Source organism: Streptomyces sp. NBC_00726, assembly GCF_045161735.1.
Lineage (GTDB): Bacteria > Actinomycetota > Actinomycetes > Streptomycetales > Streptomycetaceae > Streptomyces.
In genome coordinates this window covers 6,504,524-6,530,453 of sequence record NZ_CP108983.1, presented here as the reverse complement: position 1 = coordinate 6,530,453, position 25,930 = coordinate 6,504,524, and the positions used below count along the sequence as shown (strand labels likewise).

At 71.9% G+C, this 25,930-nt stretch carries 20 protein-coding genes; 12 read left to right on the top strand and 8 right to left on the bottom strand.

Features of this window, described 5'->3' with window-relative positions; genetic code table 11:
• Nucleotides 1–18: 18 nt before the first annotated feature.
• Nucleotides 19–1,062, bottom strand: coding sequence for a fatty acid desaturase family protein (locus OG338_RS28930; RefSeq protein ID WP_405940169.1), 1,044 nt, complete (start codon nucleotides 1,060–1,062; stop codon nucleotides 19–21).
• A gap of 253 nt (nucleotides 1,063–1,315) precedes the next feature.
• Here OG338_RS28930 and OG338_RS28925 point away from each other — a divergent pair, with 253 nt between their 5' ends.
• The 3 genes from OG338_RS28925 (at nucleotide 1,316) to OG338_RS28915 (ending at nucleotide 6,371) form a co-directional block, all read left to right on the top strand.
• On the top strand, nucleotides 1,316–4,231 hold the full coding sequence (locus OG338_RS28925; RefSeq protein ID WP_405940168.1) for an SNF2-related protein: 2,916 nt from the start codon (nucleotides 1,316–1,318) through the stop codon (nucleotides 4,229–4,231).
• Nucleotides 4,228–5,565: an SWF or SNF family helicase gene (locus OG338_RS28920; protein WP_405940167.1), complete on the top strand. Its 1,338-nt coding sequence runs from the start codon at nucleotides 4,228–4,230 to the stop codon at nucleotides 5,563–5,565. Before OG338_RS28925 ends, OG338_RS28920 begins: the two co-directional genes overlap by 4 nt.
• A 215-nt stretch (nucleotides 5,566–5,780) precedes the next feature.
• A complete protein-coding gene (locus OG338_RS28915; protein WP_405940166.1) occupies nucleotides 5,781–6,371 on the top strand; it encodes an N-acetylmuramoyl-L-alanine amidase in 591 nt (196 codons plus the stop codon).
• Here OG338_RS28915 and OG338_RS28910 read toward each other — a convergent pair.
• Nucleotides 6,349–6,906 (bottom strand): helix-turn-helix domain-containing protein, encoded by a 558-nt coding sequence (locus OG338_RS28910; RefSeq protein ID WP_405940165.1) that lies wholly within the window; start codon nucleotides 6,904–6,906, stop codon nucleotides 6,349–6,351. The two genes, OG338_RS28915 and OG338_RS28910, sit on opposite strands and share 23 nt — an antisense overlap.
• Nucleotides 6,907–7,022: 116 nt before the next feature.
• Between OG338_RS28910 and OG338_RS28905 the strand changes: the two genes are divergently transcribed.
• Together OG338_RS28905 and OG338_RS28900 are read left to right on the top strand one after the other, a co-directional pair.
• On the top strand, nucleotides 7,023–8,252 hold the full coding sequence (locus tag OG338_RS28905) for a benzoate/H(+) symporter BenE family transporter (RefSeq protein ID WP_405940164.1): 1,230 nt from the start codon (nucleotides 7,023–7,025) through the stop codon (nucleotides 8,250–8,252).
• A gap of 82 nt (nucleotides 8,253–8,334) precedes the next feature.
• Nucleotides 8,335–10,128: an ABC transporter ATP-binding protein gene (locus OG338_RS28900; protein WP_405940163.1), complete on the top strand. Its 1,794-nt coding sequence runs from the start codon at nucleotides 8,335–8,337 to the stop codon at nucleotides 10,126–10,128.
• 36 nt (nucleotides 10,129–10,164) lie between these two features.
• Here the strand turns inward: OG338_RS28900 and manD are convergent, their stop codons facing one another.
• Entirely contained in the window at nucleotides 10,165–11,388 is a 1,224-nt protein-coding gene (gene manD / locus OG338_RS28895; protein ID WP_405940162.1) for a D-mannonate dehydratase ManD, read from the bottom strand.
• Between the two features lie 84 nt (nucleotides 11,389–11,472).
• Here manD and OG338_RS28890 point away from each other — a divergent pair, with 84 nt between their 5' ends.
• Entirely contained in the window at nucleotides 11,473–12,675 is a 1,203-nt protein-coding gene (locus OG338_RS28890; RefSeq protein WP_405940161.1) for an MFS transporter, read from the top strand.
• Nucleotides 12,676–12,710: 35 nt separating this feature from the next.
• Here OG338_RS28890 and OG338_RS28885 read toward each other — a convergent pair whose 3' ends face one another.
• Nucleotides 12,711–15,131 (bottom strand): glycoside hydrolase family 9 protein, encoded by a 2,421-nt coding sequence (locus OG338_RS28885; RefSeq protein WP_405940160.1) that lies wholly within the window; start codon nucleotides 15,129–15,131, stop codon nucleotides 12,711–12,713.
• Between the two features lie 272 nt (nucleotides 15,132–15,403).
• Here OG338_RS28885 and OG338_RS28880 point away from each other — a divergent pair, with 272 nt between their 5' ends.
• From OG338_RS28880 to OG338_RS28865, 4 genes are read left to right on the top strand one after another with little or no spacing between them, the layout of a single operon-like run.
• A complete protein-coding gene (locus OG338_RS28880; RefSeq protein WP_405940159.1) occupies nucleotides 15,404–16,870 on the top strand; it encodes an APC family permease in 1,467 nt (488 codons plus the stop codon).
• Nucleotides 16,867–17,304 carry a hypothetical protein gene (locus tag OG338_RS28875; RefSeq protein WP_405940158.1) on the top strand — a complete coding sequence of 146 codons (438 nt, stop codon included), beginning with the start codon at nucleotides 16,867–16,869 and terminating at the stop codon, nucleotides 17,302–17,304. The genes OG338_RS28880 and OG338_RS28875 overlap by 4 nt, the downstream gene beginning before the upstream one ends.
• Nucleotides 17,304–18,659: a dipeptidase gene (locus tag OG338_RS28870; protein WP_405940157.1), complete on the top strand. Its 1,356-nt coding sequence runs from the start codon at nucleotides 17,304–17,306 to the stop codon at nucleotides 18,657–18,659. The genes OG338_RS28875 and OG338_RS28870 overlap by 1 nt, the downstream gene beginning before the upstream one ends.
• A 5-nt stretch (nucleotides 18,660–18,664) precedes the next feature.
• A complete protein-coding gene (locus tag OG338_RS28865; protein WP_405940156.1) occupies nucleotides 18,665–19,915 on the top strand; it encodes a threonine/serine exporter ThrE family protein in 1,251 nt (416 codons plus the stop codon).
• A gap of 28 nt (nucleotides 19,916–19,943) precedes the next feature.
• On the opposite strand, the gene OG338_RS28860 is transcribed toward OG338_RS28865, so the two are convergent.
• Together OG338_RS28860 and OG338_RS28855 are read right to left on the bottom strand one after the other, a co-directional pair.
• Entirely contained in the window at nucleotides 19,944–21,779 is a 1,836-nt protein-coding gene (locus OG338_RS28860) for a SpoIIE family protein phosphatase (RefSeq protein ID WP_405940556.1), read from the bottom strand.
• Nucleotides 21,780–21,985: 206 nt separating this feature from the next.
• Entirely contained in the window at nucleotides 21,986–22,147 is a 162-nt protein-coding gene (locus OG338_RS28855; RefSeq protein ID WP_164629374.1) for a hypothetical protein, read from the bottom strand.
• A gap of 201 nt (nucleotides 22,148–22,348) precedes the next feature.
• Between OG338_RS28855 and OG338_RS28850 the strand changes: the two genes are divergently transcribed.
• Nucleotides 22,349–24,250, top strand: coding sequence for an ABC transporter ATP-binding protein (locus OG338_RS28850; protein ID WP_405940155.1), 1,902 nt, complete (start codon nucleotides 22,349–22,351; stop codon nucleotides 24,248–24,250).
• A gap of 52 nt (nucleotides 24,251–24,302) precedes the next feature.
• Here the strand turns inward: OG338_RS28850 and OG338_RS28845 are convergent, their stop codons facing one another.
• Nucleotides 24,303–25,106 (bottom strand): PepSY domain-containing protein, encoded by an 804-nt coding sequence (locus OG338_RS28845; protein WP_405940154.1) that lies wholly within the window; start codon nucleotides 25,104–25,106, stop codon nucleotides 24,303–24,305.
• A 201-nt stretch (nucleotides 25,107–25,307) separates the two neighbouring features.
• On the opposite strand from OG338_RS28845, the gene OG338_RS28840 reads away from it, so the two are divergent.
• A complete protein-coding gene (locus OG338_RS28840; protein ID WP_405940153.1) occupies nucleotides 25,308–25,616 on the top strand; it encodes a hypothetical protein in 309 nt (102 codons plus the stop codon).
• A gap of 52 nt (nucleotides 25,617–25,668) precedes the next feature.
• Here the strand turns inward: OG338_RS28840 and OG338_RS28835 are convergent, their stop codons facing one another.
• The gene (locus tag OG338_RS28835; RefSeq protein ID WP_026171777.1) at nucleotides 25,669–25,863 is read right to left on the bottom strand and encodes a hypothetical protein; all 195 of its coding nucleotides are present in this window, start codon (nucleotides 25,861–25,863) and stop codon (nucleotides 25,669–25,671) included.
• Nucleotides 25,864–25,930 lie beyond the last annotated feature (67 nt).

Below are 25,930 nucleotides of genomic sequence, written 5' to 3'. Positions count from 1 at the left end.
CGTACGCGGAGCGCCCGGTCACCGCAGCGGCGCACCGACCTCGTGCATATGGGTGAGCGCCTGCCGGTAGGACTCGACGAGTCCGGTCTCCGTGTACGGCAGGCCGACGGCCTCGCAGTGGGCCTTGACCATGGGCTGGGCCAGGCGCAGGTGTGGCCGGGGCATGCTCGGGAAGAGGTGGTGCTCGATCTGGTAGTTGAGGCCGCCGAGGAACCAGTCGGTGAGGGCCGCTCCGCGTACGTTGCGCGAGGTGAGGACCTGGCGCCGCAGATGGTCCCAGCGGTCCCCGTCGGGGTCGGGCATCTCCATGCCCTTGTGGTTCGGGGCGAAGGCCATGCCGAGGTGGAGTCCGAAGAGGGCATGGTGCACGAGCGCGAAGACGACCGCTTTCCCCGGGGACATCACGGTGAGGAGCAGGGTGGCGTAGAGGCCCAGGTGCGCGGTGAGCAGGAGGGCGGACAGGGCGCGCTCGCGCAGCGGCTGCCGCTTCAGGTACTGGAATCCGGAGACCTTGAGGGCGATGCCTTCGAGGAGCAGCATCGGGAAGAAGAGCCGGGCCTGGTTGCGGGTGAGCCAGCGGGCGAAGCCCTCGCGCTGGGCGGCCTGCTTCTGGGTCCATACGAGGGCGCCCACACCGACGTCGGGGTCCTTGTCGATGTGGTTCGGGTTGGCGTGGTGGCGTACGTGTTTGTCGTTCCACCACGCCTCGTTCATACCGAGCAGCAGATTGCCGTGAAACAGGCCGATCACCCGGCTCACTCCGCGGTTGCCGGTTATCTGGGCGTGCCCCGCGTCGTGCCCCACGAAGGAGGTGCGGGCCCAGAGGAGCGCCAGGGGCAGGGCGAGCGGCAGCACCCACCAGGTGTCGCCCAGGAGGACGATGCCGGTGACCACGGCGGCCAGGGCGAGGAGGTTGACGGTGATGCCGGCGGCGTACCAGCCTGTGCGCCGTTCGAGGAGTCCTTGCGCCTTGACGTCACGCAGCAGGGGCGTGAAGTCGCTTCCTGGGCTTCGGGCGCCGTCACGCGTGTGTTCCGCTGCGGCAAGGGTGGCCTGGGGCATGGTGTCTCCGGTCTCGAATCCGCTCCGACCTCAGGAAACGTACGGTTCGCGGGGTGCGCGGAGCCATGGCGCCACCACCCGGGGCATGGTGGTGCCAGCACCCTCCCGGAGCGGGGGGCCGACTGCACCGGGGAGCCGCGCCCGTACCGCCGCGTGGCGCACCTCACACATATGGGCGGTCCCGAAGCGTAAAAGTTGGAGTACCCTCGGCGACCTCGGTCGGCTAGTCAAATTTGAGGACTCTGACATCGCTGTGCACCGCCCCTCCTCCGTCTCCCCCTCCGCAACCCCCGCAATCTCCGTAATCTCTGCAATCTCCGCACTCGCCGGCTGTTCCGTGGTCTTCCTGCCCTCGGATCCCTCCCGCACCGGTCGCCTCGCCTTCTGGCACCCCGACGGCAGCAGCCCGCCCGAAGGCCCCGGCGAGCCCGGCGCGCTGACGGTCGCGGGCCCCGACGCCCTGCCGTACGAGGTGCCGGCGCGTCTCCTGTCCGTCGCCGACGGGCTGCCCCTGCTCACGCGCGCACGGTTGGCGGCGCACGCTTCCGCGGCCGTGGCGTTCTGGGGCGCGGCGGGGCTGCTCGCCCTTCAGTTCGCCGCCCGGGGCCTGCTCCTTCCGGGGCTGAGCGCGACGGACCACGACAGCTGGCGGTCCGGGCCGCTGACCGCCGACGACCTGATGCGGATCCGCACCCTGGCGGCCTCCATGCCGCCCACCGCCCACGCCGCGCCCGTCGACGCGGCGGCCCGGCCCCTGTTGCTGCCCGAACCGGAGCGCCTGGTACGGGCGTTCCTCGACGCGGTCGCCGACTCCCTGCCCCGGACCCCCGCCGCACCGCTCGCCGCGGGCGGACCGGCGTTCACCGCGTGGGAACCGCAGCGCCTGCCCGCTCACCGGGCCTGGGCCGCCGATGTCGCGGCCGGGCACGACGCGGGTGTCCGGCTGTCGCTACGCGTGGAGGTGGCGGGGCTCGACCGGGGCGACGGACCGGGGGCCGGGCCTTCGTTCCGCGTGGTGCCGCAGATCCACAGCGTCAGCGATCCGGCCGTGGTCGCCGATGCCGCCGAGGTGTGGGCGGGCGGTGGCCCGGCCGCGGAGGCGTTCGGGCCGCGCGCCCGGATGGACACCCTGCTGATGCTGCGCCGGGCCGCCCGCGCCTGGCCGACGCTCACTCCGCTGCTCTCGGCGGCCGTGCCGGACGCGGTGGAGCCGGCCGACGAGGAGATCACCGAGCTCCTCGGACCCGCCGCACGGGCGCTCGCCGCGACGGGCGTCCAGGTGCACTGGCCCAGGGAGCTGACTGCCCGCAGGCTCACGGCGCGCGCGGTGATCGGACCGGACGGCGAGGAGGCGGAGGACGGCGCGCCCCGGGGTCTCGCGCGTACCGCGTCGGACGCCGGGCCGCTGTTGTCGTCCGACGCCCTGCTGACCTTCAACTGGTGGTTCGCCCTCGGCGACCAGCAGCTGAGCCGTGCGGAGCTGGACCGGCTCGCCGAGGCGGGCCGGCCGCTGGTGCGGCTGCGCGACCAGTGGGTGCTCATCGATCCCGACGAGGCGCGGCGGGCCCGGGAGACCCGGGACCGCAAGGTCACCCCGATCGACGCGCTGGGCGCGGCGCTGACCGGGTCCGCCGAGGTGGACGGCCGGCGGGTCGAGGTCCGGGCCACCGGCTGGCTGGAGCGGCTGCGCGAGCGCGTCGCCGACCCGGCCCGGCAGGACGGCGGCGGGGGGCCGGCGGTCGGTCAGCCGGCCGCGCTCGCCGCGACCCTGCGGGACTACCAGCTCCGGGGTCTGGACTGGCTGCACACCATGACCTCGCTCGGGCTCGGCGGCTGCCTCGCCGACGACATGGGGCTCGGCAAGACGATCACCCTGATCGCGCTGCATCTGCACCGCCAGACCCTAGAAGGGGGCGCCGGGCCCACGCTCGTGGTCTGCCCGACCTCGCTGATGGGCAACTGGCAGCGCGAGATCGAGAAGTTCGCCCCCGGCACCCCGGTCCGCCGCTTCCACGGCGCGTCCCGCACCCTGGACGACCTGGCGGCCGACGGGTTCGTGCTCACCACATACGGGACGATGCGGCTGGACGCGCCGAGGCTCGCCTCCGCTCGGTGGGGCATGGTGGTCGCGGACGAGGCGCAGCATGTGAAGAACCCGTACTCGGCGACGGCCCGCGCGCTGCGCACCATCGGTGCCGGGGCGCGGGTGGCGCTGACCGGCACCCCGGTGGAGAACAACCTCTCGGAGCTGTGGGCGATCCTCGACTGGACGACGCCGGGGCTGCTGGGGCGGCTCGGCACGTTCCGTACCCGGTACGCGCGTGCGGTGGAGGGCGGGGACCCGGCGGCGGCCGAGCGGCTGGGCGCGCTGGTGCGGCCGTTCCTGCTGCGCCGCCGCAAGTCGGACCCCGGCATCGCGCCGGAGCTGCCGCCGAAGACGGAGACGGACCGTGCGGTGTCGCTGACGCCCGAGCAGGCGGGGCTGTACGGGGCGGTGGTGCGGGAGACGCTGGCGGCGATCGCGGAGGCCGACGGCATGTCCAGGCGCGGTCTCGTGGTGAAGCTGCTGACCTCGCTCAAGCAGATCTGCAACCATCCGGCGCAGTACCTCAAGGAGGACGAACCGCGCATCGCCGGCCGCTCGGGAAAGCTGGAACTGCTCGACGAACTCCTGGACACCATGGTGGCGGAGGGCGCCGGGGTGCTGGTGTTCACACAGTACGTCGGAATGGCCCGGCTCCTCGAACGGCATCTGGCGGCGCGCGGCATCGGCACGCAGTTCCTGCACGGCGGCACTCCGGTCGCCGCGCGCGAGGAAATGGTGAACCGGTTCCAGGCGGGCGAGGCACCGGTGTTCCTGTTGTCGCTGAAGGCCGCCGGCACTGGCCTCAATCTGACGAGGGCCGGTCATGTGGTGCACTTCGACCGCTGGTGGAATCCGGCGGTCGAGGCGCAGGCCACCGATCGCGCGTACCGGATCGGGCAGACGCAGCCGGTGCAGGTCCACCGGCTGATCGCCGAGGGGACGATCGAGGACCGGATCGCGGACATGCTCGCCCGCAAGCAGGGGCTGGCCGACGCGGTGCTGGGGTCCGGTGAGAGCGCCCTCACGGAGCTCAGCGACGCGGAACTGGCCGATCTGGTGGAGCTTCGAGGGGGGACGCGATGAGCGACGGATACGACGCCGAGGAGTTCACCGACGGTGGCGACGAGCGGGAGGAGGGGGTGGCCGCGCAGGAGCGCACCTTCGCCGCCCTGCCTCCGGCGCCCGGCCGCGGTTTCGCCGCTTCCTGGTGGGGAAAGGCGTGGCTCAAGGCGCTGGAGGACACCGCTCTGGACCTGCGGCAGCTGAAAGCGGGGCGCCGCCTGGCCCGGGAGGGCGGGGTCGGTGCCGTGTCCGTACGGCCCGGCCGGATCACGGCGGTGGTGCGTGAGCGGGACGGAAACACGTATCGCAGTGATGTGCTGCTCCAGGAGCTGGACGAGCGGGAGTGGGACCGTTTCCTGGGCATGGCGACCGAGCGGACGGGGCATATCGCGGCGCTGCTCGACCGGGAGATGCCGCCGCACCTGGTCGAGGACGCCGCGGCGGCGGGCATGGATCTGCTTCCGGGGATCGGTGATCTGGAACCGCGGTGCACGTGCGAGGCGTGGGACCACTGCCCGCACACGGCCGCCCTCTGCTACCAGGTGGCGCGGCTCCTGGACCAGGACCCGTTCGTGCTGCTGCTGATGCGGGGGCGCGGCGAACGGATGCTGCTGGACGGGCTCCAGGAGCGGATCGCGGCGACGGCGGGTGCCCCGGACGTCACGGCCGAGGCCGAGGAGCCGGCGTCGGACCCGGACGTGTCCGGCGTACCGGCGGAGCAGGTGTATGCCGCCGGTGCCATCCTGCCCGCGCTGCCGGCGCCTCCGGGGCTTCCCGGGGAGCCCGGCGACGCCCCCTCGCTGGACACGGAGACGGACCCCGAGGCGGGGGTGGACCCGACGGCGCTGGAGATGCTGGCGCGGGACGCGGCGGCCCGGGCGCACCGGATGCTCGCCGAGGCCCTGGCGCCCGGTCATGAAGGGCGCCCGGTGCCCGAGGCGCTGACGGTGCGCCAGGACGCGGTCAGGCTGGCGGCGGACGCGCGCCCCGAGCCGTGGATCGCCCACCGGCTGGCGGCCGGTGCGGGAAGGACGCGCGCCGGGCTCCCCGCCGCGGCCGCGGCCTGGCGGTACGGTGGGGCGACCGCGCTCGCCGTGCTCGACGAGGACCGGCCCCTGGACGGCGAGGCGCTGGCCCGGGCCAGGACCCGGCTGGCCGAGGCGTGGGAGGAGGACGAGGCGCCCCGGCTGCGGGCCGAGCGCAGCCGCTGGACATCGGCGGACGGCGGCCTCCAGCTCCGCTACGGACCGGATGGTCGCTGGTATCCGTACCGGAAGGAGGACGGCCAGTGGTTCCCGGCGGGTCCGTCCGACGACGACCCGGCGGCCGCCTGGGCGGAGGCTCAGGGCGTCTGACGGCGCGTCGGCCTGGCCTGAACACCCCTTGAATGGACAGGATTTGGGGTTCCTGCCGTCTTCCGCGACGTGCGCGGCGCCCGTACGGTGGGGCCCGCACTCGACTCGGCCGCACATCGGACAGCCCGCTCCGGTCAGCGGACGGTCCTGCCGGTTCCCACGCCCGGCGGCACACCTTCCGTATCCCTGCCCGTCTCACCCCCACAGGAGTTCGCATGGAACGCAGAAGAATCCTTCAGGGCGCCATGGTGGCGGCGGCGGGAGCGCTGCTCCCCGCCTCCGTCCGCGCCACCGCCGCGACGACGGGTGCCACGGACTACCCGGCGGCACACTGGGTTCCCGCTTCGGCGTCCAACTACACGGCTTCTTCGCGCCCTTCCGCGTACCCCGTCCAGTACGTCATCATCCATGTCACGCAGGAGACGTTCTCCGAGGCGGTGTCCATTTTCCAGAACCCGGCGAAGCAGGTCTCCGCGCACTATGTGGTGCGCTCGGGCGACGGGTACGTCAATCAGATGGTGCGGGAGAAGGACGTCGCCTGGCACGCGGGGAACTGGGACTACAACACCCGCAGTATCGGCATCGAGCACGAGGGGTGGGTGGACCAGCCGTCGTACTTCACGGACTCCATGTACGAGCAGTCGGCGCTGCTCACGGCCAATGTCTGCGACCGTCATGGAATTCCCAAGGACCGGGCGCATATCCTCGGACACGTCGAGGTGCCGGGCACCGACCACACCGACCCGGGTCCGCACTGGGACTGGGTCCGCTACATCCGGCTGGTCAATCTCCTCGGCGCGGGCTGACCGGGCAGCGCACGAAGAGGATTCCCTGCGCATCGCCGTCGGGCGCGCTGTAGACATGGGGCTCGTCGGCCCGCCACCGGGCGGAGGCCCCGGGCCCGACGGTACTGAGGTCGTCCGGCCGCCCGACGACGGCCGTGCCGGCGAGCACCATCAGGCTCTCGGCCGTACCCGGCACATGGGCCTCCGACTGCTGGACCGCCCCGGCGTGAATGGTCACCCGGAACACGTCGGTGACCGCTTCCCCGTCCTCGTACCGCTCAATCAGCACGGCGGTGACGGCGCTGCCGGAGACGCCCGCCGGCTGCCCCGAAGGGGCGCCGTCCGGCAGCGGGTCGCTCAGCACCGCGCTGAGGGGGCGGCCGAGGGCGGTGGTGAGGGCGTACAGGGTCTCCAGCGTGGGGTTGCGCCGGCCGCTCTCCAGCTCCGACAGCGTGCCCTTGCCGACCCCGGAGCGCCGCGCGAGCTCCGAGAGCGACACGTCCATGCCGGTCCGCAGGGCCCGCAGTCTGCGCCCCACGTCTTCGTTCAGCCCCATCGCCGCCCGCCCGCTCGTCCATCCGGTTGACGGGCACCGGCCCGCGTCCCTAGTGTTCCACAAACAGAACGTTCCGTATATGGAACGACCGGCAGCTTCCCGGAAGTGGCACACTCATGTCCGCGTTGACCCGCATACGTTCGGCCGCACCTCCCTCCGCCGTGGCGGCCGGGCTGATCGCCGTCATGGTCGGGGTCACCAGCTCCGCCGCGCTGGTCTTCACCGCCGCGAAGGCGGCGGGGGCGGACGCGCGCGAGGTCTCCTCCTGGATGCTGGCGCTCGGCGTCGGACTGGCCTGCACCTGCGCCGGTCTGTCGCTGCGTCACCGGGCACCTGTCGTGACCGCCTGGTCGACTCCCGGCGCGGCCCTGCTCACGACGGGTCTGAGCGGGGTGTCCATGGCGCAGGCCGTCGGCGCGTTCATCTTCTCGGCACTGCTCATCGTGGTGAGCGGGGTCACGGGCTGGTTCGCCCGGGTCATGAACCGCATCCCCGTGCCGCTGGCGGCCGCGCTGCTCGCCGGGGTGCTGCTGAGGTTCGGCATGGGCCTGTTCAGCACCATGCACCACAGCTTCGCGGTCGCGTTCCCGATGTTCGTGATCTACCTGCTGGCCCGCCGTCTGCTGCCGCGTTACGCGGTGCTGCCGGCGCTGGCCGCAGGCGTGGCGGCCACCCTGTTCACCGGGGGCTGGCGGACCGGGGAGGTCCGGCTCTCCCTGGCCACACCGGTCTTCACCGCACCCGAGTTCGACTGGAAGATCCTCGTCAGCGTCGGCGCGCCGCTGTTCGTCGTGACCATGGCCTCGCAGAACCTGCCCGGTGTCGCCGTACTGCGCGGTTCCGGTTACGACGTGCCGGTGTCCCCGCTGATGACGTGGACCGGCGCGGCCAACGCCGTGCTGGCGCCCTTCGGGGCCTTCGGGCTCAACCTCGCCGCCATCACGGCCGCGATCTGCACGGGCGACGAGGCGCACCCGGACCGTGACAAGCGCTATCTGGCGGCGGTGTGGGCGGGGTTCTTCTATCTGTGCGTGGGGCTCCTCGGCGCGACCGTCGCCTCGCTGCTGACGGCCATGCCGCACGAACTCGTCATGGCCATCGCGGGGATCGGGCTCCTCGCGACCATCGAGTCCTCGCTGACCACCGCGCTCGCCGACAAGGCGTCGCGCGAGGCGGCCGTCGTCACCTTCCTGACCACCGCTTCGGGCGTGACGCTGCTGGGTATCGGCTCGGCGTTCTGGGGCCTGCTGGCCGGCCTCGTCACCGGCGCGATCGCCACGGTGGGACGCCCCCGGCGCGCGGAACCGGCACCGGAACCGCGGCCTGCCGAACTCCCCGTACGCTGACCGCTTCCGTACCGTCGCGGGCACCTGTCCCGTACGTGGAACACAGTTGCCCCGGGCATCGGTCGCGGGTTGGGATGGTGTCATGCAGAAAGCGGTATCCCCACCCTCCGCCGAATCTCTGGCGCCCTTCGACCACCTGGACCACCGTTACCGCGGCGAACACCCGGTCCGCACTCTCGCCCTCCTCTTCCGCCCGGACCGGGGGCGGCTGGCCCTCGCCGTCGTCCTCTTCACCGTGAAGCACAGCCCCATATGGCTGCTGCCCCTGATCACCGCCACCGTGCTGGACGTGGTGGTGCAGCACGGCCCGGAGTCCGAGCTCTGGCAGGCTACCGGCCTCCTGCTGTTCATCCTCGTCCTCAACTACCCGCTCCATCAGTGGTACGTACGCTGCCTCGGCGGCAGCATCCGCCGCATGGGCATCACGCTGCGCTCCGCGCTCTGCCGCCGGATGCAGCAGCTGTCCGTCGGCTACCACGCCCGGGTCAGCTCAAGCGTGCTCCAGGCCAAGGTGGTCCGCGACGTCGAAGCCGTGGAGCAGATGGTGCAGCAGAGCGCCGACATGGGGCTCGGGGCCGTCGTGACGCTGGTCGGCGGGCTCGTCGTCATCGGCATCCGGGTCCCCTCGTTCCTGCCCGTCTTCCTGGTCGTCGTCCCCGCCGCCGGGTTCCTCGTGATGAAGCTGCGGGGCCGGCTGCGCAGCCACAACGAGTCCTTCCGGCGCGAGGTGGAGCAGCTGTCGTCCCGGGTCGGCGAGATGACCACCCTCATCCCCATCACCCGCGCCCACGGCCTGGAGCGGACCGCGCTCGGGCGGGTGGACGGCTCCTTGCGGCAGGTGTTCGCCGCCGGTCTGCGCCTGGACATGCTCAACGGCCGCTTCGGCTCGCTGGCCTGGGTCCTGCTCAACACGCTGGGCGTGCTCTGTCTGACCGGGTCCGCGCTGGTGGCGTACCACGGCTGGCTGGCCGTCACCGCCGGTGACGTCGTCATGCTGAGCGCCTTCTTCACCGTCCTGACCGGTTCGGTGACCACGTTGCTCGGGCTCGCCCCGATCCTCACCAAGGGCCTTGAGTCGGTGCGTTCGGCGGGTGAGGTGCTCCAGGCACCCGACCTGGAGCACAACGCGGGCAAGGCGCAGGTGGAGCAGGTCGCCGGGCGCATCGAATTCGAGGACGTCTCCTTCGCGTACGAGGACGAGCGGCCGGCCGTCGACGGATTCACGCTCTCCGCGCGGCCCGGTGAGACGATCGCCCTGGTCGGCGCGTCGGGGGCGGGCAAGTCGACGGTCCTCAATCTGCTCATCGGGTTCATCCGGCCCACCGCGGGGCGCATCCTGCTGGACGGCACCGACATGGCCGGGCTCGATCTGCGCAGCTACCGGCGGTTCCTCTCGGTGGTGCCGCAGGAGTCGATCCTGTTCGAGGGCAGCATCCGCGACAACGTCACGTACGGCCTCGGGCACACCGACGAGGCGACGCTGCTGAGCGCCCTGGAGGACGCCAACGCGATGGAGTTCGTCCGCCGGCTGCCCCAGGGCCTGGACACGGTGGTCGGTGAGCGCGGCGCCCGGCTCTCGGGGGGCCAGAAGCAGCGGCTCGCGATCGCCCGGGCACTGATCCGCGATCCGAGGGTGCTGGTCCTGGACGAGGCCACCTCGGCGCTGGACAACCGCTCCGAGGCGCTGGTGCAGGAGGCGCTGTCCCGGCTGGTGCACGGCAGGACCGTCTTCGTCGTCGCGCACCGCCTCTCCACGATCCAGGGCGCCGACCGCATCGTGGTGATGGAGGGCGGCCGGATCGTGGAGGTGGGCACGCACCAGGAGCTGCTGGGCCGCCATGGGGTGTACGCGGGCCTTCAGCCGGCGTTCCCGTAGGAGCGGAAGGGGCCCGGGCGCTCCCGGGCCCCTCGTTCACCAGTCGTGGACGGTGCCGTCCAGGAGGCGGTTCACGGGCAGATAGGTCTGCTCGTACGGATGGGCGGCCGCGAGCTTCTCGTCCAGCTCCACACCGATGCCGGGCGCCTCGCCGGGGTGCAGATGGCCGTCGGTGAAGGCGTACGCATGCCGGAACACCTCCTCGGTGAGGGCGTTGTGGCCGGAGTACTCCTGGATGCCGAAGTTGTGCACGGCGAAGCCGAGGTGGACGGCGGCGGCCATCCCGACCGGGGAGATGTCCTCGGGACCGTGGATCGCGCTCTTGATCTGGTACTGGGCGGCGAAGTCGAAGAGCTTGCGCAGCGGGGTGACCCCGCCGAAGTGGGTGACCGCGCTGCGCACATAGTCGATCAGCTGCTCGGTGATCAGCGTCTGGTAGTCGTACACCGTGTTGAAGACCTCGCCGGTCGCGAGGGGCGTCGTCGTGTGCCGGCGTACGAGCCGCAGCGCCTCCTGGTTCTCGGTGGGGGTGCAGTCCTCCAGCCAGAACGGACGGTACGGCTCCAGGTCCTTGCCGAGCCGGGCCGCCTGGATGGGCGTGAGGCGGTGGTGGGCGTCGTGGAGGAGTGGTATCCCGGCGCCGAACTCGGCACGTACCGCCTCGAACACGGCGGGGGTGTGGCGGAGGTAGGCGTCCGTGTCCCAGTCCTCGACCAGGGGCCGGGTCTGCTGGTGGAGGACGCGCTCGCCCTGTGCGCCGGTGGTGTGCACGCCGTAGACGGCCTTGAGGCCGGGGATGCCCGTCTGGACGCGAACGGCGGGGTAGCCCTCGTCCAGCCGTTGCCGCACGGAGTCGAGGAGTTCGGGGATGTCGCGGCCGTTGGCGTGGCCGTAGGTGGCGAGGCGGTCGCGGGAGGCGCCGCCGAGCAGCTGGTAGAGCGGCAGTCCGGCGGCCTTGGCCTTGATGTCCCACAGGGCGACGTCGACGGCGGCGATGGCGGCGATGGCGGCCATGGTGACCGGGCCGCGCCGCCAGTACGCGCCCCGGTAGAGGTACTGCCAGGTGTCCTCGATCCGGTGCGGGTCCAGGCCGGTGAGCAGGGGCACCACATGGTCGGTGAGGTAGCTGACCACGGCGAGCTCGCGGCCGTTGAGCGTGGCGTCGCCGAGACCGGTGACCCCCTCGTCCGTCGTCAGTTTCAGTGTCACGAAGTTGCGGCCGGGGCTGGTGACGACGACCTGCGCGTCGGCGATCCTCATGGTGGTGGCTCTCTTTCGGGCTGCGGCGGGCCGCCGCCCGTCGCTCCGGCCGGGGGCCGCCCGCTGCATAGAGTGGCATGCGTGATGGCGCGTGAGGATACGGGACGGACGGGCGGGCATCGCGCGGGTTATCTCGCGGCTGCGGTGGTCTTCGCCATCGGCATGGCCGGCACCACGCTGCCGACCCCGCTGTACGGGCTCTACCAGAAGGAGATCGGGTTCTCCGAGCTGATGGTGACCGTGGTCTTCGCCGTGTACGCGGTCGCGGTCATCTCCGTACTCCTGGTGGCGGGCAACTACTCGGACAAGGTGGGCCGCAAGCCGGTGCTGCTGGCCGCCATGGCCCTGTCCGCCGCGAGTGCGGGGTGCTTCCTGCTGGAGAGCGGGCTGCCCCTGCTCTTCGCCGGGCGGGTGCTGTCCGGCGGCGCGGCGGGGCTGCTGAGCGGCGCGGCGACGGCGGCGGTCATCGAGCTCGCGGGCCCGGGTCAGCAGGCGCGTGCCGGGTTCGCCGCGACGGCCGCGAACATGGGCGGGCTGGGCTGCGGCCCACTGCTCTCCGGGGTGCTGGCCGAGTACACGCCCTGGCCGCTGTCGCTGCCGTTCTGGGTGCACCTGGGTCTGATCGCCGTGGCGTGCCTCATCACCTGGCGGCTGGCGGAGACGGTGGCCGAACCCCGGCGGTGGCCCCGGCTGGAACCGCAGGGTGTCAGGGTGCCCGCCGAGGTGAAGGGCGTGTTCGTACCGGCCTCGCTGGCCGCCTTCGCCGGTTTCGCGCTGCTCGGCCTGTTCACGGCGGTCGCGCCCAGCTTCGCGGCCGAGACGCTGGATGTGCGCAACCTGGCGGTGACGGGCGCGGTGGTGTTCTCGGTGTTCTGCGCCTCGACGGTGGGGCAGTCCCTGGCCCCGCGCATCGGGGCGCGCCGCGCGCTGCCGCTGGGCTGTGGCGTGCTGATCGTGGGGCTTCTGCTGGTCGCCTCCTCGTTGCCGGCGAAGTCGCTGGTGCTGCTCGTCCTGGGTGCCGTCTGCGGGGGCATCGGGCAGGGGCTCGCCTTCCGGGCGGCGCTGACGCTCGTGAGCGAGGCGGCCCCCGCCGAGCACCGGGGCGGCACCATCTCGGCGTTCTTCGTCGTCGCCTACACGGGGATCTCCCTGCCGGTGGTGGGGGTGGGCGCGCTGGCGACCGCGGTGGGGCTGCGCGATGCCGGGCTGGTCTTCGCGGGCTGCGTGATGCTGCTGGCGGCGGTGTCGGGGACGTACGCGGCGCTGCGGACGCCGTCCGGGGCGTGACGGACGGCGCACCGCGACGCGTCGGCGCCGAGCGGTCAGTCGCACTCCTTCCCGTTGAGTGTGAAGGAGTCCGGGTCGGCGCCCGGCGCGCCGTTCGCCTGGAAGCCGAACGAGGCGCTGCCGCCCGCCGGGACGGAGCCGTTGTGGCCGGCGTTCTCGACGGTGACCCGGGTGCCGCTCTGTGCGGCGGTCGCGTTCCAGGCGTTGCCGACGCTCTCGGCGCCCTGGAAGTCAAAGGCCAGCCGCCAGCCGTCGAGCGGAGTCGATCCGGTGTTCTTCACCGTCACATCGGCGGTGAAACCTGTGCCCCACGCCTGGCTGACCCGGTAGGTGACGTGACAGGCCCCCGGTGCGGGATCGGGTGTGTCCGTCGGGCCGGGTGTGTCCGTCGGATCGGGCGTCGGGGACGGGTCGGGAGTCGTCGTCGGGTCGGGGGTGGTGGTCGGGCCGGGGCCGGGGTCCGTGCCGTCCGGTGCGCTGCCCCACTGGGGCGCCGAGCCCTCCAGGAGCACCATGTGCGGGGCGTCGACCGGCGTGCCGCCCGGGGTCGTGGCCGTCGACGGGTAGGACCAGTCGTTCGTCGGGTCCCAGGCACCGGCCGAGCTGATCCGGAACTGCACCTCCTTGCGGTACGCGGACTGGCCGGCCGGTGCGATGTCCGTACCCGAGCAGTCCACCGTCGCGTAGTAGACGTCGCCCGCCAGATGCGTCGGGCCCGTCACCTCGCCGCACTGGTTGTAATTGGTGGTGAAGCTGATGTCGCCGGGTGCGACGCCCGGTTCGAGCGTGAAGTAGTAACGCACCGAGGCGTCGGTGAGCGCGCGGGCGGGCCACGCGGAACGGTTGATCAGGTACGCCTTGATCTCGGTGAAGTCCGCGCCGGCCGCGTTCACCGACGCCTGGACCGACATCTCGGGACCATCCGGCCGCTCCGGCTGCGGGAAGCCGGTGAGCGGGGCCCCGCCGTACTCCGCGTAGAGCCGGGCCAGCGCCCCGGTGAAGGCGGCGTTGTAGTCGGTGGCGACCTCGTTGTTGACGTAGTTGCCGCGGTCGTCGGTGTACGTGTCGTCGGGTGCGCTCGGGCCGCCCACCAGTGCCCCGTACAGCGTGTGCCGGGTCTCCACCGGGTTGGTCATCTGGTCGGTCCACGAGCCGTGGGCCGTGCGGTGGTGCGGCTTGGTCGGCGGGTTCTCGCCGAAGCCGACGACATAGCTCGACCCGCGCGGGTTGTCGCCGAGCGCGTAGTCGATCTGGCGGACCGCGAAGTCGTGGTAGCGGGCCTTGCGGACGGCGTCACCGGTCAGCCAGTCGGAATAGCTGAGCGCGGCGAAGGCGGTGTTCGCGGCGTATCTGAGGGAACCCCAGCTGTCCAGCACGGCCTGGCCGCCGGGTGAGTAGGGCACCCGCTGCCCGTTGACGCCGACCGTCCACCAGTCCAGCCAGCGGTTCGCGTCGTCGATGTACTTCTGCTTGCCCGTCAGCTGGGCGAGCAGCACATAGGCCCCGTAGGAGGTGTCGTCCCAGGAGAGCGTCCAGCGGTAGGACCGGGTGGTGGTCTGCGGCTCGGTGGAGAGGTTGTCGTAGTACGCCTCGGCCTTGGCGAGGTACGCGGTGTCGCCGGTCGCCTTGTACAGCCAGACGGCACCCCAGACAAGCTCGTCGTCGTACCCGCTCCAGGAGTTGTAGTAACTCTGCGCGTCGGTGATGCAGTCGCTGTATTTGCCCCGGTAGGTGTCGGCGAAGGTGTACAGCTGCTTCGCGTGGGTGATCAGCTTCGCCGCGTACGCCGGGTCGCTGTCGGAGAACACCATCGAGGAGGAGGCCAGGGCAGCGGCCGTCTGCCCGGCCAGGTCGCTTCCGGGGCAGGAGGCGTCGATCTTGTACGCGGGGCGCTCCATCGGCATCACCTCGGCGGGGCCCCACCACTTGTGGTCGTCGCCGCCGTTGCCGACCTGCCCGTACAGCACATTGGGCGAGGGGTGGGCCTTCAGGAGGTAGTCGTCCACGAAGCGCAGGTTGTTGCGCAGGTAGGGCAGCTGGCCCGACGCCTCGTACGCCGCACGCTGCTCCGTGCCGCCCCAGGCGAGCATGGTGGCCGAGTAGGCCATGGGGAGGCCGAACTTCACATGGTCCCCGGCGTCGTACCAGCCGCCGGTCAGGTCCAGGCCGGCGTCCTTGCCGTCGTCCAGGGCGGAGTCGCCGCGCCAGGAGACGCGGTTGGTGTCGGGCAGCTTTCCGGACTGCTGGGCCTCGTAGAACAGGACGGACTTCTGCAACGCCTCGCCGTAGTCGAAGGCGGGGGCCGCAGCCGCGCCGGCCGGCCGGGAGAGCGGGAGCAGCAGGCCCGCGCCGACGGCGAGCGCCAGGGCGACGGCTCCGACGGGGCCCCGGCCGTGCCGGACACGGTCTGGTCTTCGGGACCGCCTTCGCAGGGCGGGGAGGGTGAGCGAGCGCAACGGACTTTCCCTTCGTCACGTCGGTGGGGGTGCCGGGTGTGTGCGGGGGTACGTGCGTGCCCCACGGGGGCATGGGAGCGCTCCCAATGGCGTTGCTCATGAAGCCAGTTCCCGGGAGAGCTGTCAACGGTTGCGGCACGCCCTCTTCAGCGCGGCGACCACCCGTAAACACCGCACCGGCCACCCTTTCGGGTGACCCCGCGCGCGGACGGGCGTGAGGCGGCCAAGGCTGGCGTTCTGAACGCACTGTGGCGTCGCGACCGGAGGTACGGATGAGCGCGATGGACATGCCGGCGGATCTGCCGAAGGATTCGGCACGCACCGCCGTCAGGGACCGGCCGGCGGCGCCGAGGATCAGCTGGCTGACGCTCGCCCTGATGACGACGGCGTCGGTGGCGAGTCTGCGGGCCGCGCCGACGATGGCGGTCTACGGGCTGGCCTGTGTCTTCCTCTATCTCCTGCCGGCCGTCGTGTTCCTGCTGCCGACCGCACTGGTCTCGGCCGAACTGGCCTCGGGCTGGCCCGGCGGTGTCTACCGCTGGGTGAGCGAAGGGCTGTCCAAGCCGCTCGGATTCCTCGCCGTGTGGTGCCAGTTCGCGATGACGATCTTCTACTACCCGAGCCTGCTGGCGTTCGTGGCGTCCACCATCGCGTACGTCATCGACCCCTCGCTCGCGTCCAACGGCGTGTACACCGCGATCGTGATCATGGTGCTCTACTGGACCGGCGTCTGGGTCTCGTCCCGGGGCACCAAGGCGCTGGCGGGCCTGTCCTCCTGGGGGCTCGTCATCGGCACACTGATCCCCGGCACGGTGCTGGTCGTGCTCGGCATCGTCTTCCTCGGACAGGGGAACGGCTCCGCCGCGCCGATGACCTCGGCGCATCTGTTCCCCCAGTGGACGGGGCTCGCCAGCCTGGTGCTCATCGTCAACAACTTCCTCTCGTACTCCGGCATGGAGATGAACGCCGTGCACGTCTCCTCACTGCGCGATCCGGCGAAGGAGTACCCGAAGTCGATGTTCCTGGCGATGGGTCTGGTGCTGCTGATCTTCATCCTGCCGGCGCTCGCGATCAGCTGGGTGGTGCCCGCCAGCCAGCTGAGCCTGACGGCCGGTGTGATGCAGGCGTTCGACGCGTTCTTCTCGCACTTCCATGTCGGCTGGATGACGCCGATCGCCGCGGTGATGCTGATCTCGGCGGCGCTCGGCGGGATGCTGACGTGGCTGGCCGGGCCGTCCAAGGGCCTGCTGGAGATCTCCCGCAGCGAGGGCTATCTGCCGCCCTATCTCCAGCGGCTCAACAAGAACGGCATCCAGCAGAACATCCTGGTCACGCAGGGCATCGTCACCACCGTCATCGCGCTGCTGTACGCGCTGATCCCGAACGTGTCCAGCGTCTACTGGATCTTCTCCACCATCACGACTCAGGTGTATCTCATCGTCTACCTGCTGATGTTCGTGGCGGCCGTCCGGCTGCGGAAGACCCAGCCGGACCATCCGCGCGGCTACCGGGTCCCGGCGCTCGGGCTGCTGTGCGGGGTCGGTCTGCTGGCGTCGCTCGCGGCCCTGGCCATCGGCTTCGTCCCGCCCTCCCAGTTCGGCGGCGGCAGCGTCGGTGTGTACGTGGCCATCGTCGGCGGCGGGCTCGTCATCCTCGGGCTGCTGATCCCCTGGCTGTTCCTGAAACTGCGCAAACCCGGCTGGCGCACGGCGGCGGCCGGTGAGGAGGCCGCGTCATGAGCCCGACCCGCTTCGCCTCCGAGCACCGCTGGCTCTACATCGGCGCGATCGTCCTCCTGGTGGCGCTCGCGGTCGTCGGCATCATCCGGTACGAGAAGGTCAAGACGAACAACAAGGCGACGGAGAAGGCCGAGCAGCTGGCCGACGCCGCCGAGGAGGCCGGCTACCCCCGGCCCGATGTGGGCACCATCAAGCGGACCCTGGGCGACGACGGCGGCCAGGTCTGCGAGAAGCCCGGCTCCTCGCTCAAGTCGGCGCTGTGGAAGATCAGCATTTCCAACGGCGCCACCGGCCCCGGCATGCGCCCCGTGATCGGGGACACCGAGGCGATCCGGGCGGAGGCGAAGATCCTGGAGATCTACTGTCCGGACAAGCTGGACAAGATCGAGGACAAGATCGCCGACCTCAAGACCGAGAACACTGTGAGGCGCTGATGGCCACCGACGAACTCGCCGGACGTATCTCCGGCCTGATGTCCCGCGCACGGACGGACCTGACCGAACTGGTCTCCATCCCCTCGGTGGCCGACCCCCGGCAGTATCCGCCCGAGGAGTGCGTACGGGCCGCCCGGTGGGTGGCCGACGCCTTCACCGGGGCCGGTCTGCACGACGTACGCCTCGTGGAGACCCCGGACGGCAGCAACGCGGTGATCGGGCACCGCCCGCCCCCGCCCGGCGCCCCGACCGTACTGCTCTACTGCCACTACGACGTACAGCCCCCGCTGGACGACGACGCGTGGACCACGCCGCCCTTCACGCTGACCGAGCGCGACGGCCGCTGGTACGGGCGGGGCACGGCCGACTGCAAGGGCAACATCGTCATGCACCTCACCGCCCTGCGCGCGCTCGGCGACGACATTCCCGTCGGGCTGAGGTTTGTGGCCGAGGGTTCGGAGGAACAGGGCACCGGCGGCCTCGAAGCCTATGCGGCCGCGCACCCCGAACAGTTCGCCGCCGACGCCCTGCTGATCTGCGACACCGGGAACGCGGCCGTCGGCGTCGGCACCGCCACCACCTCCCTGCGCGGCCTGGTGAACGTCGTGGTCACCGTCGATACGCTGGCCGGCGAGGTGCACTCCGGGATGTTCGGCGGCCCGGCCCCCGACGCGCTGGCCGCGCTGATCCAGCTGCTTTCCACGCTGCGCGACCCCGAAACCGGGGCCACCCGCGTACGCGGCCTGGACGCCTCGGGCACCTGGCAGGGCGCACGTTACGAGGAGGAGCAGTTCCGCAAAGACGCGGGCGTCCTCGACGGCGTGCCGCTCACCGGCACGGGCTCGGTGTCCGACCTGCTGTGGGCCCGCCCGGCCGTCACCGTCCTCGGCATCGACTGCCCGCCCGTGGTGGGCTCCTCCGCTTCGGTCCCGGCCACCGCCCGGGCCCGGGTGAGCCTGCGCATCCCGCCGGGCACCGGTGCGGAGGCCGCCCAACGCGCCCTGACGGACCATCTGACCGGCGCGGCCCCCTGGGGCGTACGGATCGAGGTGGAGCCGGAGCAGTCCGGCGCGCCGTTCCGCGCGGCCACGGACGGCCCGGCGTACCGGGCGCTCGGCGAGTCGATGCAGGCGGTGTACGGCAAGCCGATGACGTACCTCGGCCAGGGCGGGTCCATCCCGCTCTGCAACGTCCTCGCGGACCTCTGCCCGTCGGCCGAGATCATCCTGATGGGCGTCGAAGAGCCGAAGTGCCTCATCCACGCGCCCAACGAGAGCGTCGACCCGACGGAGATCGAGCACATGGCCCAGGTGGAGGCCCGCTTCCTCCACGCCTTCGCCCGCGCGGCGCGCTGAACGCGGTGCCGGGAACGGAGCCCGTAGCGGAAGCCGACGAGCACGACGCCCTCGTCGGCTTCCTCGACGGGCTGGCCCGGCTCCTGCTCGGGACCAGCGGCGAGGGGGCGGAGCAGGTCGAACGCTCCGTCACCTCGGCCGCCCGCGGCCTCGGCGGCAGTGCGGCGGTGGCGGTGCTGCCGGACGCCGCCACGGTCGTCGTGACCTCGCACGGCCGCCGCTCGGCCCTCGTGGTGCGCGCCTTCCCCGAGGTCTTCCGGATGGACCAGGTGGTGGCGCTCAAGCCGCTCCTGGACGAGGTGGCGGCGGGCCGGCTGGACACCAGGAGGGCGAGCGACCGGCTCACCGCGATCACCCGCGCCGCTCCCCCGTACCCCTGGTGGGCGAAGCTGCTGGGGGTGGTGCTGTTCTCGGTGGGCTTCGCGCCGCTGATGCAGCCGACCTGGTACGAGGTCGGGAGCACGGCGGTCCTCGGCACGGTCGCGGCGTGCCTGGCGGTCGCCGCCGACCGGCTGCCCCGGCTGGCGAAGGTGCTGCCGCTGGTCGCGGCGGTGACCGTCTCGCTGCTCGCCCTGGAGGTGTTCGCCCGCTCCCCCGCGCACGGCGGCCCGGTGCTGCTGATGCTTCCGGCGCTGTTCTTCTTCGTGCCCGGTGACTACCTCAGCGCGGCGGCGGCCGAGCTGGCCGCCGGGTACCTCACGACCGGCGCCGTGCGCCTGGTGTACGCGGTCGCGCTCCTGGTCCAGCTCTATGTGGGCGTGATCCTGGGCCTGGTCATCACGGGCCGCCCGCGTCAGGACCTGTTCGACGTGGCGGCCGCGGCGGACCTGCCGCGCTGGATGCTGTTCGCGAGCTGGATCGTGTTCACCGCGGGCGCCCTGCTCGCCTTCGCCGTACCCGCCCGGCTGCTGGGCATGCTCCTGGTGCTCGTGTATCTGACGGTGGGCGTGCAGACGGGCTTCACCAAGCTGCTCGGCGATGTGGGCGGCACGTTCACGGCGGCGGTCGTGCTCGGCGCGGCCACCACCTGGCTGGCGCGCCGGCCGGGCCGCCCGCCCCGTCTGGTCCTGGTGCTGCCGGGCTTCTTCACGCTGACGGTGGGCTCGCTCGGGATGCGGGGACTGACGGCCCTGGCGGGCGGGTACGCGATCGAGGGCTTCCGCGACCTGACGGAGCTGGTCACCCTCGTGACCGCGATCGGCTCCGGGCTGTTCCTGGGCGCGGTGCTGGTGCAGCGGCCGGGCGAGAGCGTCTGACCCGGGCGGGTCGCCGGTCGTCCCGCTCTCAGATGGCCGGCGCGTCCACGCCGTCGGCGGGGGCGGCCTCGTTCAGCGCGAACCAGGCGGTCTTCCCCTCCGGCTCGGGCCGTACACCCCACTGGTCGGCGAGGATGTCCAGCAGGAGCAGACCGCGGCCCGAGGAGGCGAGCTCGCCCGGGGTGCGCTGGTGGGGCAGTTCGTCGCCGCGGTCCATGACCTCGACCAGCAGCCGGCGGGTGCCGGTCTCGCCGGAGACGGTGGCGTTGAGGGCGCCGTCCTGGTCGGTGTGCACGAGGACGTTGCCGAGGAGTTCGGTCGCCAGGAGCACGGCGGTGTCCACCTGGTCCGGGCGCGCCCAGTCGTGCAGCAGCGCCTTGAGCTCCGCGCGGGCCTCGGCCAGCCCCTCCCCCTGGTCCTGGCCGACGGTGAGCATCAGACGGCGCTGGCTGACCTCGGCGCGGGCGTGGATGGCGTCGCGGCGCAGCAGCAGGAGGGCGATGTCGTCACCGTCGCGGGCGACGGCTTCCTCCCGGGCGCCGGGTCCGGGGTTGAGGACGGCCGCCATGAGCCGGTCGGCCATGCCCTCCAGGTCGTCGGTGGGGCCGGGCGAGAACGCGTCGCGCACCCGCACCCAGCCGGTGTACATGTCGTGGCCGCCGTTCTCGATGAACCCGTCGGTGCACAGCATGAGGATCTCGCCCTCGTGCAGGCGCACGGTGTCGATGGGGTAGTCCTCCTCGCCGGGCATCAGCCCGAGTGGAAGGCCGCCGCTGACGTGTTTGAGAACACATGTGCCGTCCGGCATACGCAGGACGGGGTGCGGGTGGCCCGCGCGGGCGATGTGCAGATCGCCGGTGGACGGGTCGGCCTCGATGTAGAGGCAGGTCGCGAAGCGGTCCTCGTCCAGGGTGGTCAGGAAGCGGGAGGCGCGGGCCAGGACGGCGTCGGGGCCGTGCCCCTCGGCGGCGTACGCGTGCACGGCGGTACGCAGCTGCGCCATGAGCCCCGCGGCGTGCACGTCGTGCCCCTGTACGTCGCCGATGACGACGGCCATCCGCCCGTTCGGCAGGTCGATGCTGTCGTACCAGTCGCCGCCGACCATGAGGCCGCCGCCGGTCGGCACATAGCGGGTGGCGACGCTGAGCCCGGTCAGGGCCGCGCCGGCCGTGTGCATGCTGCGGCGCAGGCCCCGGGAGAGTTCCAGTTCGGCGCGGCTGGCCCGGGCCCGTTCGAGGACCTGGGCGATCATGCGTCCGGTGACGGTGAGCAGGGCGCGCTCGCTGGCGGTGAAGTCCAGAGGGGTGCGGAAGGCTGCCAGCCAGACCCCGACGACCCGACCGGCGGTCACCAGGGGCAGGAAGGCCCATGCCTCGCGGCCCTTGCGCGCGGACAGGTGCCAGGTCGCCGGGAAGCGGCGGCGGTATTCCTCCGGGGAGTCCAGGTAGACGGCGCGCCCGGTCCTGGCCACCTCGGCGGCCGGGTAGCCGGTGTTCATGGGCATGCGGAAGCCGCGGCCCGCGCCGCCGGGCCGGAATCCGTACTGCCCGAGCGCGGTGAGGTTGCCGTCGGCGACGCCGAAGACGCACTGGCCGTCCAGCGGGAAATCGGGGGCGTACAGGCCGGCGGCGAGTCTCAGGGCCTCGTCGAGGGTGTCGGCGGCGGCGACCGCGTGTCCGGCCGAGAGCAGCAGGGAGTCACGGCGTCTGGCCTCTTCCGGCGTGCCGGCGGCCCGGGTCCCCTGGTCGGGCCCCGGGGGAAGCACCGGGTCGGGGCCCGGCGCCTGCATCCGGTTCAGCGCCTCGATCTGGTCCAGCTCGGCCTCGAACGCGTCGGTCGGTGGCTCATGCCGTTCACCACCCATCCGGCTTCCCTTCGTCCCGATGTCGTCGGCGGCTGTTCGTTCCATGCTCCGACGGGAGAGCCGGGTCCGCAGTGCGAGACATCCCCGTACCGCCTCCGGAATGTGCCGGACGGGTAGTACGGTCGGGCCGTCCGCGCGGGTCTGCCGGGGTCACCGGCGGATCGGGAAGCGCTCGGACGTAAGCCCCGGGAGGGACGGGCTGTGGGCTAGCGGTACGCCGGTGACCTGCGGATATCGCTGAAGTCGATGGCCCGGTCGGCCTCCCGCATGGTCTCTTCAGCCACCCGGCGCACCTCGGCCATCACATCTCCGTGCTCCTCCACGAGACCGGCGTAGATGGGTGCGTCGGAACTGTCTGTGAAACTCACGTCGAACTGCCTCAATCGGTCGTGTCTGCCGTGGTCCGGCCGGAAACAGGGGCCGATTCTACGCAGGTCCGGTGCCGGGTCCGCACCGGGCACCGCATGTTTGACCTCAAGTTCGCTTGAGCTTCTAGCGTTCTTCGCACACCCCCGGTCCGCACCGGCCGCCGGGGCCGTACCGATCCGTTCTGCCCCGGAGGCACCCGTATGAGCATGGAAGTGACCGCGTGGACGTCGCTGCACAGCACGATCAACGCGCAAGCGGACCGCCGCCCCTTCTCCCGGGCCACCGTGCGCCGGATCGCCTCGTTCGCCCGGCCACGCCGCAACCAGCTCTACCGGTTCCTGCTGCTCAGCGTGGTCACCGCGCTGCTGGCCGTGGCGACGCCGATGCTGGCGGGCCGGGTGGTCGACGCGATCGTGCAGGGAAAGGAGAGCGGCACGGTCGTGCGTCTCGCCCTGCTGATCGCGGTGATCGCCGTGGCGGAGGCCGGGCTCGGGCTGCTCACCCGGCTGCTGTCGGCGACGCTCGGTGAGGGGCTGATCCTGGACCTGCGGTCGGCGGTCTTCGACCATGTGCAGCGGATGCCGGTCGCGTTCTTCACCCGGACCCGGACCGGGGCGCTGGTGAGCAGGCTCAACAACGACGTCATCGGTGCGCAGCGGGCGTTCAGCAACACCCTGTCCGGGGTGGTGTCCAATGTGGTGACGCTGGTGCTGACGCTCGCGGTGATGCTGACGATCTCCTGGCAGATCACGCTGCTCGCGCTCGCGCTGCTGCCGGTGTTCGTCGTACCGGCCCGGCGGATGGGCTCGCGGATGGCGCGGATGCAGCGTGAGGCGGCCGCGCACAACGCGGCGATGAGCACGCAGATGACCGAGCGGTTCTCGGCGCCGGGTGCGACCCTGGTGAAGCTCTTCGGCCGGCCCGCCGACGAGTCCGCCGAATTCGCCGCGCGGGCCGGGCGCGTACGGGACATCGGCATCCGTACGGCGATGGCGCAGTCCACGTTCATCACGGCGCTGACCCTGGTGTCCGCGCTGGCCCTGGCCCTCGTCTACGGGCTGGGCGGCTACTACGCGCTGCGCGGCAGCCTGGAGCCGGGCGCGGTCGTGACGCTGGCGCTGCTCCTGACCAGGCTCTACGCTCCGCTGACGGCGTTGGCGGGCGCCCGGGTCGAGGTGATGAGCGCGCTGGTGAGCTTCGAGCGGGTCTTCGAGATCCTGGATCTGAAGCCGCTGATCACCGAGAAGCCGGATGCCCGTACGGTGCCCGAGGGGCCGGTGTCCGTGGAGTTCGACGGGGTCTCCTTCGGCTACCCGTCGGCCGACAAGGTGTCGCTGGCCTCGCTGGAGGAGGTCGCGACGCTGGACTCGCGGGGCGGCACGCGGGTGCTGCACGACGTCTCGTTCCGGGCCGAGCCCGGCCGGATGGTCGCCCTGGTCGGCTCGTCGGGCGCCGGCAAGTCGACCATCGCCCAGCTGCTGCCCCGGCTGTACGACACCGATGAGGGTGCGGTACGGCTGAACGGCGTCGACGTACGCGATCTTTCCGCCGATTCGATCCGGGAAACGCTCGGCATGGTCACCCAGGACGGGCACCTGTTCCACGATTCGGTACGCGCGAACCTCCTGCTGGCCAGGCCCGGTGCCGCCGAGGACGAGATCTGGGACGCGCTGCGGCGCTCCCGGCTCGACGGGCTGGTGGCGTCGCTGCCCGACGGGCTCGACACGGTCGTGGGCGAGCGCGGCTACCGGCTCTCCGGCGGGGAGCGCCAGCGGCTGACGATCGCCCGGCTGCTGCTGGCCCGGCAGCGGGTGGTCATCCTGGACGAGGCGACCGCACACCTCGACTCCACGTCCGAGGCGGTCGTGCAGGAGGCCCTGACGGAGGCGCTGGAGGGGCGCACCGCCGTGGTGATCGCGCACCGGCTCTCGACGGTGCGGGCCGCCGATCTGATCCTGGTCGTGGAGGAGGGCCGGGTGGTGGAGCGGGGTACGCACACCGCGCTGCTGGCGGCGGGTGGCCGGTACGAGGAGCTGTACCGGACTCAGTTCGCCTCGCCGGACGCGGCGGGCGACGAGCAGGAGCCCGTGGGGTCCGCCTGACGCGAGTGGCCCCCGGTCCGTGCGGACCGGGGGCCACTCGGAGAGCGTGGGATCAGTCGTTGTCGGTCTCCTGGTGGGTGACCGAGCCGTTGGACGCGTCGATGTCGAAGGTCGTCTTCTTCCAGTCCTTCGTCACGACGTCGGTCTTCCAGACGAGCGCGCCCTGGTCGTCGTCGTCCAGGTCGAGGGCGGTCACCGTGCCCTGCTGCTTCGCGGTGGCGGCCTTGGCCGCCTGCTGCGGGGTCTGCTTGGCCTGGGTGATCCGCTTGGCCGTCTTGGCCTTGTCCGAGGTGCTCTGGTCGCTGTCCTCGGACGAGCTGAGGACCTTGCCGGAGACGGCGTCGATGTGGACCTTGTGCTTGGTCCCGGTCTTGGCGGCGACGGTCGCGACCCACTGCGGGGCACCGGCCGCTGCGCTGCCCGTCGGGGAGGGGCTGCCGGTGGGCGAGGGGCTGCCCGTCGGGGAGGGGCTGGGGCTCTCGTCCTCGTCGGCCGCGTCCTTGGCGGTCATGAGTTCGAGGTCGACGAGCTTGCCGCCCTTGACCTCGCCCTCGGCCGTGGTGACGGCCTTGTCGTAGGTGACCTTGGTGGCGGAGATCAGGTCCTTGCGTTCCTGCTGGTCCTCCGTCATCCGGCCCGGCGAGGCGCTGTCGCTCCCGGTGGGGGACGGACTCGTGGTGGCCTCGGGCACGGCGCGGGCGGCCTCCGAGGTCTGCGTGCTCGCGGAGGTGCTGCCGCTGTCCTGGCCGCAGCCGGTCAGCAGGGCGGCGGTGACCACGACGCAGGCGACGCCGGCGGCGCGCACCCGGTGGGCACGGAGGAATCCGGTGTTCTTGGAGGGGGAGTCACATGTCATGCCCGGATGCTTAACCGCCGTACGGCTCCGGCATGTGGGGTGACCGGGCAGTGTCACCCGATCGACCGCGATCCCGTCCCGGTCCCGCGTGGCGACGCGGTTCGGGGGGATTTCGTGCACGGCGGGCGAAGATGCGACGACAGTCCGAATTCCCTGGTCACGCGGGTCGCGATCCGGGCACTTTGGTGCGAGCCTGAAAGCATGACCTGGGCGTCCTGGACAACACGCGGAGTGTATTCGGGGCACGGCGGCGTGCTCACCGATGAGGTCGGGCCGCTGTCCGGTGACCTGACCATCCACACCACTTGGGCCGAGGGCACGGCGCAGATCACCGTGCAGTACACCGACGCGGCCGACTGGTTCACCATGGCGGGCAGTCCCGTGCCCTGTCCGTCGGAGGAAGCGAGCCGCGCGCTGCACGCGGCCGCCGTGGAGGCGGTCCGGCAGGGCTCGGCGGCGAGGGTTCCACTCCCGCAGCCCGGCCCCGAGCGGGCGGCGGGCTCGGAATGACCGGCCCCGTACGGATACGGGACCGGCCGCCGGAGTGTGCCCGTGCGAACGGTCAGGGCCTGATGCCGCTGACCACGTCGGCGGTGGCCGTGATGCCGTCCTGAATCGTGGGGGCCATGCTGGTGCCCGCGAGGAGGAATCCGAGCATGCCGCACACCAGGGCGTGCGAGAGCTTCATTCCGCCGTTGCGGAGGAACACCACCGCGAGAATCAGCAGAAGCAGCACCACTGAGATCGAAATTGCCATGGCCAGCCTCCTCCGCCGCGCCTGATTTGCGGCATTCGGCGTCAGTGTGGCGCAGCCCGCGAGCCGT